This is a genomic window from Streptomyces cahuitamycinicus, assembly GCF_002891435.1.
GTDB lineage: Bacteria > Actinomycetota > Actinomycetes > Streptomycetales > Streptomycetaceae > Streptomyces > Streptomyces cahuitamycinicus.
On the sequence record NZ_POUC01000184.1, the window covers coordinates 1 to 15,002 of the forward strand.

Here is a 15,002-nt window from a genome sequence, read left to right on the forward strand (position 1 = left end):
AACCGGTCCGTATCGCGAGTCGTCCAGTATCCGCCCGTCCTCGGGCGGATACTGGACGACTCGCGATACGGACCGGTTCCCGACCCCGCCGTCACCGTCAGGAGGAACACATGACCGTACGCACTGGACGCGTCGAACTGACCCCCGCCGCGGAGGAACTGCTGCGGCGGCTGACCAGGACGCACGGGCCGGTGATGTTCCACCAGTCCGGCGGCTGTTGCGACGGCAGCGCTCCGATGTGCTACCCGCGCGGCGAGTTCCGGGTCGGTGCCTCGGACGTCCTGCTGGGGCACGTGGCCGGGGACACCCCGTTCTGGATGAGCGCGGACCAGTTCACGTACTGGTCGCACACCCATCTGACCGTTGACGTCGTGCCCGGCCGGGGCAGCGGCTTCTCGCTGGAGGCTCCGGAGGGCGTCCGCTTCCTGCTGCGCTCCCGCCTCCTCACCGACGAGGAACTGCACCGCCTGGACGCGGAACCGCCCTTGCCGAACGGGGCGGAGCACACGACCTAGGGTGGGGCCATGTACACGTCCCGGGTCTCCGGCCATGTCGACGCTCCCCGTGCCGCCGTCTACCGGGCGCTGGTGAGTGCCCAGGCGATCGCGCGCTGGCGGGTACCGGACGGGATGAGCGGCGAGGTGCACGAGTTCGACGCCCGCGAGGGCGGCAGTTTCCGTGTCTCGCTCACCTATGAGGCTCCGGACGCCTCGGGGAAGTCGGCCGCGAACACCGACACCTACCATGGCCACTTCGCGCGGCTGGTGCCGGACGAGCAGGTGGTCGAGGTGCTGGAGTTCGAGGCCGCCGACCCCGCGTTGCGCGGCGCCATGACGCTGACGACCACGCTGACCGACGCGCGGGGCGGCGGCACCGACGTCCTCATGGTCCACGAGGGCATCCCCGACGCCGTGCCCGCCGCCGACAACGAGACGGGCACGCGCATGGCGCTGGCGAACCTGGCCCGCTTCGTCGAGGCCGACGGTTCTTCCTGAACGACGGGGGCTTGTCAGGGGGCGGCGCACACCGACGGCAGTGCCCGCCCCGGCCCCTCCAGGTGCAGGACGTCGAGCCGGTGGGTGTACGCGGACCAGCCGACTGCGGCGGCCAGGCGCGGGCCGCACGCCGGCAAGGTCCGGATGCGCTCCGTGTCCCGCAGCGCGGCCGGCAGCCCGGGGGTGACGCGGTCCAGGGCCGGCCGGACTCCCCTGGCCAGGTCAGGGGCGCTCGCCCGGGTGCGCGTCCCAGCGGGCGTACAGCGCGCTGCACCAGCTTGTTCGCCTCGATCCGGTCCGGGAACACGGCGGCGAAGGCGTCCGGCCGGAGCCGGAGGGAGGCTGCCCGGGCCCGCACGTCGTCCAGGCAAGTTACGCCCCGTGGGGAGTGAGGCAGGCGCCGGCCTACTGATCACCGCCGGGCTGCCCGACAGGGTCCGCCTCGTCAAATGCCGCCGCACAGCGCGTCGTCGGCGGCGACTCCGGTGGCGGCCGCGGCGCACCAGTGGACCCACCGCCCCCATCTGGACGCCCTCGCACAGCTCGCCTAGGGTGCAACGGCAAGCGCTTTCTAGCCTGCCCATGCCAATCCCCAGTGCGCGCAGCCCCGCCGACGGCCCGTACGAGGAACCGCCGCGGAGCCGGCGCGGAAAGGCAGTGTCCAGTGCCGCAGAGACCGTCGTTCCCGTCCGTGACCCGCAAGTCCTTCTTACGGGGGATGGCAGCCGCCGGCGCCGCTCCCCTGCTTCCCGTGACCGCCGCCGAGGCCGCCCCCTCGGTCCGCCGCCCCGACTTCCCCCTGCTCCGGGACGGCACCGCCGTGGACGTGTTCGTGGACGCGGCGGACGACCCGGCCGTCATCCGCGCGGCCGGTGACCTCCAGGCCGATGTGGAGCGTGTCGGCGGAGTGCGACCGAGGCTGCTGCACACCGTGCCGCCGCGCGCCGAACTCCTGGTCCTGGTGGGCACGATCGGTGCGAGCCCGGTGATCGACCGGCTCATCGGACAACGACGCCTGGACGTCTCACGGGTGAAGGGCCGCTGGGAGGCGTCCGTCACCCAGGTCGTGGACCGCCCGCTGCCCGGTGTGGGGCGCGCCCTGGTCATCGCCGGAAGCGACCGTCGCGGCACGGTCTACGGCGTCTACGACACCTCGGAACGCATCGGCGTCTCGCCCTGGTACTGGTGGGCCGACGTCCCCGTGGTCCGCCGCGACACGGTGACGGTCCCGGCGGGTCCCCTCGTCCGCCGGGAACCCGCCGTGCGTTACCGGGGCGTCTTCATCAACGACGAGCAGAACCTCACCACCTGGTCCCACCGCACCCTGGAGCCGGACAAGCACATCGGCCCCAGAACCTACGAGCGGGTCTTCGAGCTGCTGCTCCGCCTCAAGGCCAACTACCTCTGGCCCGCGATGCACCCCTACTCCGACTTCTTCAACAAGCACCGCGAGAACCCCGAACTGGCCGACCGCTACGGCATCGTGGTGGGCTCCAGCCACCCCGAGGCCATGCTGCGCAACGGCGTCCACGAGTGGCAGCCGTGGGCCGAGGAGCACCGCAACCCCGACGGCACACTGCCGCTCTACGACTACACGGTGAACCCGTCCGTCATCTCCGACTACTGGCGGGCCCGGGCCCGCCAGAACGCCGCCTACGAGAGCAGCTGGACGATCGGCATGCGTGGTCTGCACGACTCCGCGCTGGAGACCAGACACGCCACCACCATCCCGGAGAAGGTCGTGGTGATGAACGACATCATCGCCGACCAGCGCCGCATCCTGGCCGAGGAGGTGGGCCCGGCGGCCGAGCCGCAGATCTTCATCCCGTACAAGGAGGTCCTGGAGCTGTACAACGCGGGCGTCGAGGTGCCCGACGCCGTGACGCTGATCTGGCCGGACGACAACCACGGCAACATGCGCCAGCTCCCGGACGAGTCCGAGCGCCGCCGCCCCGGCGGCAACGGCATCTACTACCACCTCTCCTACTGGGGACGCCCCCGGAGCTATCTGTGGCTGGACACCACCCAGCTGAGCAAGGTGTGGCAGGAGCTGCGCCGGGTCCACGAGCACCAGGTGGACCGCATGTGGATCTTCAACGTGGGCGACCTCAAGTCGATCGAGACGGGTCTGTCCTTCTGCCTGGACATGGCGTGGGACGTGGACCGCTGGGGCCCCGGCGACGTCGAGGACTTCCTCGTGGAGTGGGCCGGGCTCCAGTTCGGCCGGAGATACGGCTCGGAGATCGCCGCGATCCGCACCGAGTACTACCGCCTGGCGGCGCAGCGGCGCCCGGAGTTCATCGACAAGGCGGTCTTCTCGACGGTGCACCACGGCGACGAGGCGGGCCGACGCATGACGGACTACGAGCAGTTGCTGGACCGTGCGCGGCGGCTGGGCGCGAAGCTGCCCGAGGCCTACCGGGACGCTTACTTCCAGCTGGTCGAGTACCCCGTTCACGGGGCGTACTTGATGAACCTGAAGTACTACTGGGCGGACCGCAACGCGCTCGCCGTCCGGCAGGGCCGTGGCGCGGGCACCAACCGCTTCGCGGACCTCGCCGAGGCGGCACACGCCGAGGAGCAGGCGATCACCCGTCGCTACAACACCGTGATCGCGGGCGGGAAGTGGGACGGGATCGTCAACCCCTACCCCTCCGAGATCCCGAAGGCGCCGGGCCGCCCAGCAGTGACCAGGATCCCCCGGCAGGAGACGTCGGGCCTGGGCCTGGCCGCCGAGGGCAACGAGACGGGCGCCGGACGCCCGCTGTCGTTCTCCTCCTACACCCGGGACCGCCGCTTCGTGGACGTGTTCAACACCGGTTTCCTCCCGCTGGAGTGGCGGGTCGAGCCGAGCGCCCCGTGGATCCGGCTGAGCTCGACGGGAGGGGAACTCACCGACCAGGTCCGGGTGTGGGCCGAAATCGACTGGCCGCGGGTACCGCAGGGCACCCACCGCCCGACGCTGACCTTCACCGGCGCGGGCCGGAGCATCGAGGTGCCGCTGCTCGTGGCCGACGACGGGGAGCGGGCGCGCCGGCGGGCCCGCGGCTTCGTCGAGGCCCACGGCTATGTGTCGATCGACGCCGCGCACTTCGACCGCGAGGTGCCGCGTGGCGGGGCGCGGTGGCGGATCGTCCGCGGACTGGGCCGCCGTACGGCCGCCGTCGAGGCGGTACCGACGACGGCACAGCCGGTCACCGAGGACCTCGCCGCCCGCTCACCGGAGCTGCGGTACCGGGTCCGTTTCACCACGGCCGGCACGTTCCCGGTGACGGTGTTCCGGTTGCCCTCCCTGGACGAGCGCGGCAAGCGGCGCCTCGCGGTCGGCCTCGACGACCAGCCGCCGACGGTCCTGTCCGGCCAGGCGGTCGCCACCGGCAACCGGGGCGACGCTTGGGCCCGAAACGTGGAGGAGGGCGTCGAGAAGCTGACGGCCCGGGTGACGGTGTCCGCGCCCGGTGAGCATGTGCTGCGGGTGTTCATGGTGGATCCGGGGATGGCGGTCGACCAGATCGTGATCGAGACAGCCGGGCCGGCGGGCGGGTATCTGGCGCCGCCCGAGAGTTACCGCCGCACCTGACCGCGGGGCCGGGAGGGGCATCCCGTCCGCCCGTCGGACGGGACGCCCCTCCCACAACAGCATTCTTCTCCGGATTCGGATATGCGGAAAAGACGTTGGAAGGCCTCGGAAGCCCGAGTGACGGAAGAAGACCATCCGTTCGGGACGTGCATCGGAAGTGATTCCCCCAGCGCCTTCCCTGTGCACCCGTGCGCCCCCTGGAGAAAGGGATCGACAAGTCGGCGGGAGGCTTGGACTGGGCAGGACATGGTGCAAGCGCCACGTCGGTGAAACGTCACCGTTTTCCCTGGTCGACTGAAGCAGGTGGTATTCGATGAACGGCTGCGTTCCTGAATCGGAACAGGCATGGACGGTTGGTACTGCTCCAGGCATATTCCCATCCATCGGCCACGGTATCGCCTTGTTCCGTCGGCCGCTGGAGTTTTTGAATTCTCTTCCCGCGCAGGGCGATCTCGTGGAGATACGCCTGGGTCCTCAGCGGGCCTGGATGGTGTGTCACCCGGAACTGGTGCACCGGATGCTCCGGGACACCCGCACGTTCGACAAGGGCGGTCCGCAGTACGAGAGGCTGCGGGCGCTGATGGGCGACGGCGTCGTGACCTGCCCCCATGCGCAGCACCGGCGCCAGCGCCGACTGCTGCAGCCCACCTTCCGCCCCGCCGGCGTCGCCGCGCAGACGGATGTGATGGCCGAGGAGGCCGAGTCACTGTGCAGTGACTGGCGCAGTGGGCAGCGCATCGATGTCAGCGCGGCCACGCTGGGCCTGACGACCCGTCTGATCAGCCGGCTTTTGCTGTCCGACTCGCTCTCCCCCACCGTGGCCGACGAGGTGCGGCACTGCCTCGCCGCCATCGTCCGCGGCTTGTTCGTCCGCACGGTGGTCCCGGTCGACGCCCTGTTCCGTCTTCCCACGCCCGCGAACCGCCGCTACCGGCGTGCGGTGGAGCGGGTGCGCGTACTCATCGACGCCGCCGTCGCCGAGCGCCGCCGGGACACCCCGCGCGACGACCTGCTGGGGCTCCTGCTGGCCGCCGCCGAGCCCGGGGACGGCGGGATCCCGGTCAGCGACCGGGAGGTGCACGACCAGCTGGTGTCCCTCCTGCTCACCGGTTCCGAAAGCCCCTCGATGTGCCTGGCCTCCGCCTTCAGCCTGCTGGCCCGGCACCCGGAGGTGGAGCGGCGGCTGCACGCCGAGGTCGACACCGTCCTCGCCGGCCGGTTACCGGACGTCGACGACCTGCCGCGCCTGGTCTACACCCGGTCCGTCCTCACCGAGACGCTGCGCCACTCCCCGCCCGGCTGGCTCTTCACGCGGGTCACGACCCGGGAGACGGAACTGGCCGGACGGCCGCTGCCGCCTGGGACCACGGTCCTCTACAGCCCCTACCTCCTGCACCACGACCCCGCGTCGTTCCCCGAGCCCGACCGGTTCCTGCCCGAGCGGTGGCTGGAGGGCGAGACCGCCGCCGGTCCGCACGGGGCGCTGATCCCGTTCGCCGCGGGCAGCCGCAAGTGCATCGGCGACCTGTTCTCCATGGCCGAGATGACGGTGGCCCTCGCGACCGTCGCCGGTCGCTGGCGGCTACGGCATCCGGCCGGGCGCGTCGCGCCCCCGCGCCCCGGGGCGACGCTGGGACCGAGGTCGCTGACGATGATCTGCACAGCGCGTACGGAAGCATCGGGCGGCACCGCGCCGCACGCCGCGGCGCTCGCGCCCGGTTCCCCGACGGCGGCGTCCGGGCCGGAGAAGACCCGGAGGGACGGTGACAACGGTGTCCACCACGCATGAGGACAGGGCGGCCGTCGCCCAGGACGTGATGCCCGCGACCGCCTTGGGGGAGCTCATCGACGCTCACCTCTACATGCCGTTCCCGTTCCGGCGCAGTCCTCACGAAGCGGCGGCCGCGGCAGGTGTCGACCAGTGGCTGCGCGCGACCGGGCTGAGCGAGGAGCCCGGGGTCCCGGCCATGATCTCCCACACCCGCCCGGCGGAGCTGGCGTCCTACAACAGCCCCGACGCGGATCCCGGCGTTCTGGAGCTCGTCGCCCGCCAGATCGCCTACCAGTTCGTCTTCGACGACCGTGCCGAGGAGGTCGGCCGGCACCGGCCGGGCCAGTTGCTGCCCATGTTGTGCGAGAGCATCGCGATCCTGCGGGACGGCGCACCGCCCGGCACTCCGCTGGGAGCGGCCCTGTCCGACCTCTACCGGCAGGTCCGGGACCGGTGCACACCGGCCCAGGCCGCGCGCTGGGCCTGGAAGAGCCGTGAGTACGTGCACGGACTGCTGTACGAGGCGGTGGCCCAGACCCATCCCTCCCCCCTGCGGTCCGGGCTGTGCACCTCGATACGGTCCCTCACCGCGGGAGTCGAGCCCTTCTACCCGCTGTGCGAGGCCGCCCAGCCGCGCGAGCTGACCTCCGGGGAACTCCATCACCCGCTCATGCGGCACCTGAGCCGGCTGTCGGCCGACGCGGCGGTGTGGATCCCCGACCTCTTCTCCGCGGTCAAGGAGCAGCGGTCCGGCGGCATGATCAACCTTGCCCTCGCCTACCAGCGGGCCCACCAGTGCCCCCTGCCGGTGGCCGTCACCCTGGCCATCCAGCAGATCAACCACACGATCCGCGAGTTCGAAAGGGTCTACACCGAGATCGAACCGGAGTTGAGCCCTTCGGGCGTCGGCTACGTGGAAGGGATGGCCGGCTGGATCCGCGGCTGCTACTACTGGTCCCGCACCGTGCCGCGCTACGCGGACGCCGGGGCCCCGGCCCTGCGGTGAGGGAGCGCTTCGCCAGGCGGCGGGGCGAGTGCCCATTCGAGCCACGGTACCCGCGGAACCCGCACTTCACGCGGCTTCAGCAGGTCATTCACCCTTCTTCGTCGTGCTCGTTCCAGAATCCGGAACGGTGGCCATCGGGAGGCGTACGCTCGCGCTGCCTCCCGATGGCCGACGACAGGAAGCGGTACGGCACATGGCGAACGAGTCGCGGCAACCCACTCCCGAGACACGGCCGTTGCTCGAGCGCCGCAAGGAGCTCCGGGCGCTCGACTCGGCGTTGAACGCTCTGCGGGACACCGTCGACGGCGTGCCCCAGGCGCCACGAGGAGGGCTCGTCGCCTTCACCGGGCCCGCAGGGATGGGCAAGACGGCTCTGCTGACCGAGGCCCGGGCCCGCGCCCGGGCGCAGGGGTTCACCGTGCTGTCGGGCAGGGGCGGTGACAAGGAGCAGGAGCTGGCGTTCCACGTGGTGCGCCAGGTCGTCCAGCCCTCGCTGGCGTCGATGGACGAGCAGGAGCTCCGTACGTTCCTGGGCGGGTGGTACGACATCGTCGCCGCCGCGCTCGGCCTGGTCGCCACGCCGAGCGGCCATGTTCCGGACCCGACCGGGGTGCGTGACGGTCTGGACTGGGTGATGACGCGCCTGGCGGTGATGAAGTCGCCCGTGGTGCTGCTGCTGGACGATCTGCACTGGGCCGACGTCGAGTCACTGACCTGGCTGGCCTCGTTCGCGCCCCGGGCCGTGGACCTGTCGTTGCTGATCGTCGTCGCCTTCCGGCCCGAACTGCCCCTTGAGGCGGCCGCGTTCAGCACCCCCTCCGCCGACCTGGGGAACCGTCCGTTCTCCCTGGCGCCGCTCAGTGCCACGGCCGTGGCACGGATCGTCCGCGACGAGGTGGGCGAGGAGGCCGAGGACGCGTTCTGCGAGGAATGCTGGGAGGCCACCGGCGGAAGCCCGTTCGAGGCGGTTGAACTCTCCATCCGGCTGGGCGAGCGCAATCTGAGGGGCACCAGCGAGGACCTGCCCGCGATGCGCGACCTGGCCGCCGCGGTGAAGGGACCCGGCCTGATCGAGCGGCTGCAGGGGCTCGGCACCACCACCGTCCGCTTCGCCTACGCCGCGGCCGTACTCGGGCAGGCCATCTCGCCGGAGCTGGCCGCACGTATCGCGGCGGTCGGCAGCGCGGCGGCGGCCGAGGCCACGGAGAAGCTGCGCGCCGCACGCATCCTGGCCGACGGCGAGGGGCCCGGCGGGAGTCTGGAGTTCCTCCACCCGCTGATCGCCACCACGATCTACCGCTCCATCGGGCCGAGCCTGCGGGAGGGCATGCACAACTCGGCCGCGGAGGCCGTGCGGGCGGCGGGGCTCGGCTGCGCAGCCGCGGCCCGGCACCTGCTGGAGGTGCCCTGCGAGGGCAGGACCGAGGCTGTCGCCTGTCTGCGGGAGGCCGCCCGTGAAGCCCTGCACTCCGGTGCCCCGGAAGCGGCCCGCCGGCTGCTGAACCGGGCCTTGCAGGAGCCGCCGCAGCCGGAGGAGCGCGCCGCGCTGCTGCACGAACTGGCCTGCGCGACCTTCCTCATCAAGCCCACGGCCACCGTGGCGCATCTGCGGGAGGCGCTCGCGGAACCGGGCATCGACCCGGAGCTGCGTGCCTCGATGGTGTACCGGCTGACCCAGGCGCTGGCCCACACCGACCGGATGGCGGAGGCCGCGACGGTGGCCGCCGACGAGGTGCGGCGGGCCGGCGCCCACCCCCGGGTCCGGCTGCGGATGCAGGCCGACCAGTTCGTGTGGAGTGCGTTCCGTACCGACGAGGCTGACTCGTCCGGCCGGTCGCGGGCGCTGGCCCGGCTCGCCGACCGGCTGGTCGGCCGCGGTCTGGAAGAGCGCTACATCCTCGGGTTGCGCGCCTGGGACGCCATGATGTGCGGCGAGCCCCGGCAGAAGGCCCTCGCGTACGCCGAGGAGGCCCTGCGCGGCGGACTGAGCTGGACCCATGAGAACCGGGGCTTCGAGGTTCCCGTCTCGGTCGCGCTGGTGTTCATGTACTGCGACCAGCCGCGGCGGGCTGAGGAACTGTTCGCCAAGGGCATGGCCGAGTGCGAGTCGAAGGGCTGGCGCGGCTCCCATCTGGCTCTCGGCCAGACGCTCTCCGGGTACATCCGGTATCGCCGTGGCTGCCTGGCCGAGGCCGAGAACCTGGTGCGGGAGGGTCTGGGCATCGCCGACCGGGTGGAAGGCGCGGTGCCCGCCCAGTGGTTCGCCATCGGCATCCTGATCCAGACCCTGCTGGCCCGCGGCCGCGTCGTGGCGGCACGGCGGCTCGCCGACAAGTACCACTACGGCGACGTCATCCCGAACGCCGTCATCTACCCCGATCCGCGCACCGTCAACGCCGAACTGCTCCTTGCGGAGGGCCGGACCGAGGACGCCGTCCCCCTGCTGTCCGGCGTGGGCGAATGGCTGGAGCGCCGGGACTGGCGCAACCCGGCGTGGTGTCCCTGGCAGCTGGGACTTGCCAGGGCTCTGTCCCGCACTGCTCCCGACCGGGCGGTACGCCACGCGCAGGACGCCGTGAAGCGGGCCCGGGACTTCGGCGCGGCATCCGCGATCGGCCAGGCGCTGCACGCCGAGGCGGAGGTGACGGGTGGTGAGGCGGGGCTCGATCTGCACGCGCAGGCCGTCGACCATCTGCAGCGGTCACCCGCCGCGTACGAACTGGCCCGTGCCCTGGTCGGTCACGGCGCCGCGCTGGCCCGCGTCGGCCGGCTGCACGACGCCGCCGACCGGCTCTATCAGGGCCTGGAAAGCGCGGTGCACTGCGGGGCCGAGGGCCTCGCCGCCCGGGCCAGGCGGGAACTGTCCGCGGCGGGACTGCGCCCGTTGCCCCTGCGGTACGCGCAGACGGACACGCTCACCGCGCAGGAGCGCAAGGCCGCCGAGATGACGGCGGGGTGCCACACCCCTGCGGTCGTCGCCACGGAGCTGCACCTCACGGAGGAGGGTGTGCGCCAGCTGCTCTCGTCCGTGTACCGCAAGATCGGCACGGACGCGGCGGGCCTGGCCGCGGCCCTCGAGACGTTCCCCCGGCCGCGTCCGTGACCCAACGTGTCCCTGCCGCCGTCAGGTGCCGTCGACGGGGCAGACACCCCGGCAGGCACGGGTCACCGATCCCCCAACTTCCCTTCTCGGCCGATCTCTTGACGCTGAACCGTTTCAATGGTTCCCTCGGAAGGCTGCTTTGGGAGCGCTCCCACTCCACCCCCACGTGAAGGGAACCCCGTGCAGATCTCCCCCCACACCTGTCCTAGACGTACCCTGCCGGCCCTGCTCGCGGCCGTGCTCATGGCCTGCCTGCTGTCCTGGGCCGGCGGCGCTGCCGCGCATGCCGCGCCGGGTGACGGCTCGGTGTCCGATCCCAACATCGCGTATGTCGGGCGCTGGGACACCTCCTCGGGCTCCGCCGCGGTGCCCCACTGGACCGGCGCCTATCTGCAGACCGGCTTCACCGGCACCACGGTCAAGGTCAGGGCCAGGAACGCGGTCAACTTCTACGCGAGCGTCGACGGCGGCCCCGACGTCTTCCACGCCGGCGTGCGCGGCACGGTGAACCTCACTCCCCGGCCGCTGTCCCCCGGTACTCACACCCTGCGCCTGACCTACCGTTCCGGCGACACCGTCTTCCAGGGCCTGGTCCTGGACCCGGGGGCCCGGACCGTCGCCGCCGGCGCCCCGGCCGGACTGGTGGAGTTCGTCGGCGACTCCATCACGGCCGGGGCCCTCACCGACCGGCTGGCGCTGGACTCCTACGCCTGGAAGACCGGCGAGCGGCTGGGCATGCGGCACACGCAGATAGCCCGCTCCGGGTACTGCCTCGTCGCGCGGTCGGGATGCGCCGGGCTGAGCGGGCAGTTCTTCAGGACGGCGAGCACGGGTGGCGCGAACTGGGACTTCTCCCGGTACCGTGCCGACGCCGTCGTCATCAACCTCGGCACCAACGACATCGGGCACGGCGTGTCGGGCGCCGCCTTCCAGTCGGCGTACACCAGCTTCCTTCGCGACGTGCGCGCCAAGTACCCCTCGGCGCATCTCTTCGCGGTGCAGACGCTGAAGAAGCGCTACGTCGGCCAGACCAGGGCCGCCGTCGGTGCCCGCAACAGCGCCGGCGACGCGCGGGTGCACTTCGTCGACACCACGGGCTGGCTCACGGACGGCACCCACTACGAGGACGGCAACGGGCACCCGAACGAGGCGGGTCACACCAGGTTCGCCGAGCGCCTGGCCCCGGTCGTGCGCTCCCGGCTCGGCAGCGGCGCCACGGTGAAGGCGGCGGCCCCGGGGCAGCCCGGCGACCCGAACATCAAGTTCGTCGGCCGCTGGGACACCCGCTCCAGCACCGCCTACACCCCGTACTGGGCCGGCGCGTACTACCGGACCGGCTTCACCGGCCGGACGGTCAAGCTGAAGCAGCGGGGCACCATCGACCTGTGGGCGCGGATCGACAACGGCCCGGTGAGGTTCTTCAACGACGTGAAGGGCACGGTGAACCTGACCCCCTCGGCCCTCTCCCCCGGCAACCACACCCTCCAGGTCAACTACCAGGTGGTGGCCGGGTCGTACAAGGGCGACGCGGTCTTCCAGGGGCTGGTGCTGGACAGCGGCGCGACGACGTTCGCACCGCCGGCCCCGGCCAAACTCGTCGAGTTCGTCGGCGACTCGATCACCGTGGGCACGACGACCTCGCAGAACGCCCGTACCGCATACGGCTGGCTGATCGGGGAGCGGCTGGGCGTCGAGCACACGCAGATCGCGCAAGGCGGTGCGTGTCTGGTGGCCGCGGCGGACGGATGCGTGGGGCTGGAGCGGCAGTTCACCAAGCTCAACCCGAACGCGGCGACGCCCGACTGGAACTTCTCCCGCTACCGGGCCGACGCGGTCGTGATCAACCTCGGCACCAACGACGTCGGGCACGGGGTGAGTGCGGCGCAGTTCCAGTCGGCGTACAGCAGTCTGCTGCGCAAGGTGCGGGCCGCGTATCCGCAGGCGTGGATCCTCGCGCTGGAGACGTTCCGCGGGCGGTTCGTCCCGCAGACCGAGGCCGCGGTGAAGGCCGCCGTCGCCGGGGGTGACGCGCGGGTGTCCTTCGTGGACACGACCGGCTGGCTGGGGTCGGGTGATCTGACGGACTCGGTGCATCCCAACGACCGGGGGCACCGGGTCATAGCCGACCGGCTGGCACCGGTGATCGCGGGGAGGATCGGGGCGTAGCGGCTCCGGGAGCGGGCCTCACACCGGGCCGGGGCCCGCTCCGCCCTTGAGACGTTCGAGTTCCGAGGGCCGGACCTGGATGACGAGCAGGGCGATCAGCGCGGCCACGGCGGTGAAGATCGCCGCCATGATGAAGGCGGCCGAGACACCGGCGGTGAGGATCTCGTCGGACCAGGGTTTGGGCAGTTGGCCGGTGCGTTCGAACCGGATGCGCTCGGCCGGGGTCGCCTGTTGCAGGAAGGCCGGGACCTGCTGGTCCGCCTCGTTGGTGCTGGCCGTGCCGTACATCGTGACCAGGATGGACAGGCCGAGGGAACCGCCGACCTGCTGGGTGGCGTTGAGGAGTCCGGAGGCCGCGCCGGTCTCCGGCGTGGGCACGTTGGACAGCGCCATGAGGGTCAGTGACACGAACTCCATGCCCATGCCCAGGCTGAAGACGAGCATCGGTCCGAGGACGCTGCCGGCGTAGGTGGAGTGGACGTCGGTGAGGGTCAGCCAGGCCAGGCCCGCCGCCGCCAGGATCGCGCCCATCACCATGAACGGTTTGGGCCCGTAGACGGGCAGGAACCGCGAGGCGAGTCCGGCGCCGACGGCGATGACCGCGCTGACCGGCAGGAAGGCCAGTCCCGCCGCGAGCGGGCTGTATCCGAGCACGTTCTGCACGAAGAGCGTGAGGAAGAAGAACATGCCGAAGATGGCGGCGGCCAGGCACAGCATGATGCCGTAGGTGCCCGCGCGGTTGCGGTCGGCGAACATGTGCAGCGGCGTGATGGGTTGTTTCGAACGACGCTCGATCAGGATGAAGGCCACCAGGAGGACGACCGCTCCGGCGAACGAGGCGAGGGTGAGCGCGTCCCGCCAGCCGTCCTGTGCGGCTCTGATGAAGCCGTAGACGAGCAGCACCATGCCCGCGGTGGAGGTGAGCGCGCCGGTGATGTCGAAGCGCCCCGGGTGGCGTTCGGACTCCCTGATGTAACGCGGTGTGGCGAGCACGATGAGCAGGCCGATGGGCACGTTGACGAACAGCACCCACCGCCAGTTCAGCCACTCCACCAGCATGCCGCCGGCGAGCAGGCCGATCGCGCCGCCGCCGGCCGAGACCGCGGCGAAGACCCCGAAGGCGCGGTTGCGTTCCGGTCCCTCGCGGAAGGTGGTGCTGATCAGAGCGAGGGCGGTCGGGGAGGCGATGGCGCCACCGACGCCCTGCAGGGCACGGGCGCCGAGGAGTTGGCCGGCGTTCTGGGCGAATCCGCCGAGCAGGGACGCGAACACGAAGAGCAGCACGCCGAAGACGAAGACGCGCCGGCGGCCGAGGATGTCTCCGGCCCGGCCTCCGAGCAGCAGCAGACCGCCGAAGGTGAGGGTGTAGGCGTTCACCACCCAGGACAGGCTCGTGGTGGAGAACTCCAGTGAACTCTGGATGTGCGGCAGCGCGATGTTCACGATGGTGATGTCGAGGACCACCATCAACTGGCACGAGGCGATGACCAGCAGCGCCATCGCATTGCCGCCACCACCGGATTCCCTGGTGGTGGTCGCCTGTGGTGAAGCCGGCTGCGGGCCGCTGCCTGCGGTGTCCACCGTTCGACGGTACGCCCCGCTCCCAGGGCTCACCACTCGATCACCCTCGGCCTGCGGCAGCGGCTCGCGCAGGGCCGTCGGTTGCGGTGCGGCTCGAACTGAAACATCCGCGCGGTGCGGCGATAATCCGATCAAGGTGGCCCAGTGGCCCCGTACGGCTGAGAGGGAGCGACAGTGATCCGCGTTCTTCTCGTCGAGCGGGCCCGTCTCGTGCGGGGAGCGTTCGCCGCTCTGCTGTCGCGGGAGGACGACATCGAGGTCGTCGCCGAGGCCGACGGCAACGGTGACGTGGTCGCGCGTGCCCTGGACTGCCGTCCGGACGTGGCGGTGATCGGCGTGGACTCCAGGGAGGGCGAGGAGGTCGCCGTCCGGGGCGAGCTGCGGGCGCGGCTGCCGGAGTGCAGGATGCTGCTGATGATGGCCTCGACGACACCCGAGCGGCTGCGCCGCATGCTCGATCTGCACGCCGCCGGTGTCATCAGCACCAACGCCCCGCCGGACCGGCTGGTCCACGGTGTCCGCAAGCTGGTGAGGGGACAGCGGTTCGTCGACCCCGAGTTCGCGCTGGCCGCGCTGGACGCGGGTGCGAACCCGCTGACCCCGCGCGAGGTGGAGGTCCTGCGGCTGACCGCCGACGGTACGCCGACGCGGGAGATCGCGGAGCGGTTGTGCCTGTCCGCCGCGACGGTCCGCAACCATCTGTCGGCGATCACCCGGAAGACGGGCGGCCGCAGTCGGATCGACGCGGTCCGGATCGCCACGGAGTCGGGCTGGGTGTGAGCCCCGCCCCCCTTCTCACG

Annotated in this window: 10 protein-coding genes; 8 read left to right on the top strand and 2 right to left on the bottom strand. The window is 71.5% G+C overall.

Going from position 1 to position 15,002, the window contains the following annotated elements; translation table 11 throughout:
* The first annotated feature begins 110 nt into the window (after positions 1-110).
* Both C1J00_RS23495 and C1J00_RS23500 read left to right on the top strand, forming a co-directional pair.
* A complete protein-coding gene (locus tag C1J00_RS23495) occupies positions 111-515 on the top strand; it encodes a DUF779 domain-containing protein (RefSeq protein ID WP_102911039.1) in 405 nt (134 codons plus the stop codon).
* A gap of 9 nt (positions 516-524) precedes the next feature.
* Complete coding sequence (locus tag C1J00_RS23500; protein ID WP_102911040.1) at positions 525-995, top strand: SRPBCC family protein; 471 nt, start codon at positions 525-527, stop codon at positions 993-995.
* Between the two features lie 14 nt (positions 996-1,009).
* Here C1J00_RS23500 and C1J00_RS47950 read toward each other — a convergent pair whose 3' ends face one another.
* Positions 1,010-1,132 carry a hypothetical protein gene (locus C1J00_RS47950; protein ID WP_342751745.1) on the bottom strand — a complete coding sequence of 41 codons (123 nt, stop codon included), beginning with the start codon at positions 1,130-1,132 and terminating at the stop codon, positions 1,010-1,012.
* 581 nt (positions 1,133-1,713) lie between these two features.
* Here C1J00_RS47950 and C1J00_RS23510 point away from each other — a divergent pair.
* From C1J00_RS23510 to C1J00_RS23530, 5 genes are all read left to right on the top strand, one after another.
* The gene (locus C1J00_RS23510; RefSeq protein ID WP_102911045.1) at positions 1,714-4,575 is read left to right on the top strand and encodes a glycosyl hydrolase 115 family protein; all 2,862 of its coding nucleotides are present in this window, start codon (positions 1,714-1,716) and stop codon (positions 4,573-4,575) included.
* A 313-nt stretch (positions 4,576-4,888) separates the two neighbouring features.
* Positions 4,889-6,364 carry a cytochrome P450 gene (locus C1J00_RS23515; protein WP_102911041.1) on the top strand — a complete coding sequence of 492 codons (1,476 nt, stop codon included), beginning with the start codon at positions 4,889-4,891 and terminating at the stop codon, positions 6,362-6,364.
* Positions 6,348-7,352, top strand: a complete 1,005-nt coding sequence (locus C1J00_RS23520; RefSeq protein WP_245936471.1) for a (-)-alpha-amorphene synthase — start codon at positions 6,348-6,350, stop codon at positions 7,350-7,352. Before C1J00_RS23515 ends, C1J00_RS23520 begins: the two co-directional genes overlap by 17 nt.
* A 193-nt stretch (positions 7,353-7,545) precedes the next feature.
* On the top strand, positions 7,546-10,455 hold the full coding sequence (locus C1J00_RS23525; RefSeq protein ID WP_102911042.1) for an ATP-binding protein: 2,910 nt from the start codon (positions 7,546-7,548) through the stop codon (positions 10,453-10,455).
* A 180-nt stretch (positions 10,456-10,635) separates the two neighbouring features.
* Complete coding sequence (locus tag C1J00_RS23530) at positions 10,636-12,621, top strand: GDSL-type esterase/lipase family protein (protein ID WP_102911043.1); 1,986 nt, start codon at positions 10,636-10,638, stop codon at positions 12,619-12,621.
* Positions 12,622-12,639: 18 nt separating this feature from the next.
* On the opposite strand, the gene C1J00_RS23535 is transcribed toward C1J00_RS23530, so the two are convergent.
* A complete protein-coding gene (locus C1J00_RS23535; RefSeq protein ID WP_102911044.1) occupies positions 12,640-14,121 on the bottom strand; it encodes an MFS transporter in 1,482 nt (493 codons plus the stop codon).
* Positions 14,122-14,376: 255 nt separating this feature from the next.
* Here C1J00_RS23535 and C1J00_RS23540 point away from each other — a divergent pair, with 255 nt between their 5' ends.
* The gene (locus C1J00_RS23540) at positions 14,377-14,982 is read left to right on the top strand and encodes a response regulator transcription factor (protein WP_245936472.1); all 606 of its coding nucleotides are present in this window, start codon (positions 14,377-14,379) and stop codon (positions 14,980-14,982) included.
* The last annotated feature ends 20 nt before the right edge of the window (positions 14,983-15,002 follow it).

What these genes read in the sequence shown, in the direction of transcription:
- C1J00_RS23495 (WP_102911039.1), top strand. Translation starts at nt 111, where the DNA reads ATGACCGTACGCACTGGACGCGTCGAACTGACCCCCGCCGCGGAGGAA.
- C1J00_RS23500 (WP_102911040.1), top strand. Translation starts at nt 525, where the DNA reads ATGTACACGTCCCGGGTCTCCGGCCATGTCGACGCTCCCCGTGCCGCC.
- C1J00_RS23510 (WP_102911045.1), top strand. Translation starts at nt 1,714, where the DNA reads ATGGCAGCCGCCGGCGCCGCTCCCCTGCTTCCCGTGACCGCCGCCGAG.
- C1J00_RS23515 (WP_102911041.1), top strand. Translation starts at nt 4,889, where the DNA reads ATGAACGGCTGCGTTCCTGAATCGGAACAGGCATGGACGGTTGGTACT.
- C1J00_RS23525 (WP_102911042.1), top strand. Translation starts at nt 7,546, where the DNA reads ATGGCGAACGAGTCGCGGCAACCCACTCCCGAGACACGGCCGTTGCTC.
- C1J00_RS23535 (WP_102911044.1), bottom strand. Translation starts at nt 14,121, where the DNA reads ATGGCGCTGCTGGTCATCGCCTCGTGCCAGTTGATGGTGGTCCTCGAC.